The following is a 2,228-nucleotide window of genomic DNA, read 5'->3' as shown; positions in this document are numbered from 1 at the left end:
TCAGCATTGATTTTATCTGTTTCAGCCTGATGAGCTGCGACTTCTTTTTATATGCTTCAGTTGTTGTCTTTACTTCTTCAGCCTGTTTAGCATAGTCGCTTTTAATCTCATCTTGCTTTTGAGCATTCTCTGTAGCAGTTGTGGCTGTTCCTTTGTCTTTTGTTTCATCTTGAACTACCTTAACTCCTGCAGATTTTGCATCAGCAACTGCTTTATCCAAATCAGCTGATGATACTTCTACTGGCAAAGCTGAGTCTTTAGAACCAGCCTTAGCTTGGCTTTCTTTGGCAACTTGACTCATTTCACCCTGAGCTTCAGGTAGATTTGTGGCTGGGTTCCCTGTAGTAGCTACCTCAACCGTACTTGTACTAGTTGTCTCTGTAACTTCATCAGCAAATACTGCTTTGTCTGCCAAAGCAATCAAAGCCGTTCCTAAAACAGCACCACACAAAGTTTTCGCAACTTTGCTTTTACGAAATCCATAGACTTCTTTTTTATTTTTCATTATAAGTCATTTCCTTATCTAAATTTAGTCGTTACTTCTTATATTAACACTTTACAAGGCAAGATACAAATATTTACTCTTTTCTCTTTTTATTTATAGAAAAATTCCACATGTTTATAAATTAAATTAAAAAGAAGATGGTCACACCATCTTCTTTTAGTTAAACTATTTATTTTGGCTCTATAATATTTGTAGTGGGTAAATCCCCTATAGATATTATGGAGCCTATTTTGTTGTAGAGAAAAAGTCCCATATGACCTATAATGAAAAGCAACCAAACCATCATTAGAAAGAGCCATATGGAACAATTACATTTTATCACAAAACTACTCGATATCAAAGACCCTAATATCCAAATTATAGACATCATCAATAAGAATACCCACAAGGAAATCATTGCTAAATTGGATTATGATGCCCCACTTTGTCCTGATTGCGGAAGCCAAATGAAGAAATATGACTTTCAAAAACCTTCTAAAATCCCTTACCTTGAAACGACTGGTATGCCTACTAGAATTCTCCTTAAAAAACGCCGTTTTAAGTGCTATCAGTGCTCTAAAATGATGGTCTCTGAGACTCCTATAGTCAAGAAAAATCACCAAATCCCTCGTATCATCAACCAAAAGATTGCCCAAAAGCTAATTGAAAAGACTTCTATGACTGGCATTGCCCATCAGCTGTCTATTTCAACTTCAACTGTCATTCGCAAACTCAATGACTTCCGTTTTAAGCATGATTTTTCTCGTCTGCCTGAGATTATGTCCTGGGACGAGTATACCTTCACTAAGGGAAAGATGAGTTTTATTGCGCAAGATTTTGAAAAGCTCAATATCATCACTGTTCTTGAGGGCAGAACACAAGCTATCAAGCGCTACTGGAAGCTCATTCAACAGGATAGTCGTAAACTCAGTGATAAGCGTTTTTATCGCCCTACTTTTCGTATGCACTTAACCAATAAAGAAATCCTAGACAAGCTTTTGAGCTATTCAGAAGACTTGAAACACCACTATCATCTCTATCAACTCTTGCTTTTTCACTTTCAGAATAAGAAACCAGAGAAATTTTTCGGACTCTTTGAAGACAATATAAAGAAGGTTCATTCTCTTTTTCAGACTGTCTTTAAAACATTTCTAAAGGACAAAGGGAAAATCGTCAATGCCCTTCAGTTATCCTATTCCAACGCAAAATTGGAAGCGACTAATAATCTCATCAAACTTATCAAACGCAATGCCTTTGGTTTTCGGAACTTTGAAAACTTCAAGAAGCGAATTTTCGTCGCTCTGAATATCAAAAAAGAAAGGACGAAATTTGTCCTTTCTCGAGCTTAGCTTTTCTTCAACCCACTACAGTTGACAATGAGCCGAAAAAGAGGAAACAAAGTTCCTCTTTTCTATTTAACTTTTAGAGCTTACTTGCTTTCGTCTTCTTTACGTTTCAACTGACCAAGTCCTAAAACCCCTACTAAAGCTGCTAGACCAAGATATGGCATGTAGCTTGAATCATTTGTACCTGTTTGAGGTAGAGTAGGGTTACCTTTTGGATTTGGAGTAGGAGTCGTTGGCTCCTCTGGTTTCTTAGGTTCTGGCGTTGTCGTACGAACTGTATTTGAAGCGTAAGCAACTTTGTTCACAGTATTTACATAGGTATTTTCAAAGGTTCCGACAGCAATTCGTTTCATTTGAATATAAGTCTCAGCCTGGAATGGAGAATCCAACTGAATCTC

2 protein-coding genes and 1 pseudogene are annotated in these 2,228 nt (G+C 37.0%); 1 reads left to right on the top strand and 2 read right to left on the bottom strand.

Annotated features, from left to right (window positions below; genetic code table 11):
* A pseudogene (locus HMPREF0849_RS08590) lies at positions 1-505 on the bottom strand (putative cross-wall-targeting lipoprotein signal domain-containing proteiin); the annotation flags it as partial.
* A gap of 299 nt (positions 506-804) precedes the next feature.
* Between HMPREF0849_RS08590 and HMPREF0849_RS08585 the strand changes: the two are divergent.
* Positions 805-1,833 carry an ISL3 family transposase gene (locus HMPREF0849_RS08585; protein ID WP_009013743.1) on the top strand — a complete coding sequence of 343 codons (1,029 nt, stop codon included), beginning with the start codon at positions 805-807 and terminating at the stop codon, positions 1,831-1,833.
* A gap of 80 nt (positions 1,834-1,913) precedes the next feature.
* On the opposite strand, the gene HMPREF0849_RS08580 is transcribed toward HMPREF0849_RS08585, so the two are convergent.
* The coding region (locus HMPREF0849_RS08580; protein ID WP_009013742.1) for an LPXTG cell wall anchor domain-containing protein at positions 1,914-2,228 on the bottom strand (315 nt) is incomplete at its 5' end.

Source organism: Streptococcus sp. C300 (assembly GCF_000187645.1).
Taxonomy (GTDB): domain Bacteria; phylum Bacillota; class Bacilli; order Lactobacillales; family Streptococcaceae; genus Streptococcus; species Streptococcus oralis_CQ.
Note: the sequence above shows the minus strand (reverse complement) of the source record. Positions and strands in the feature narration are given on the sequence as shown.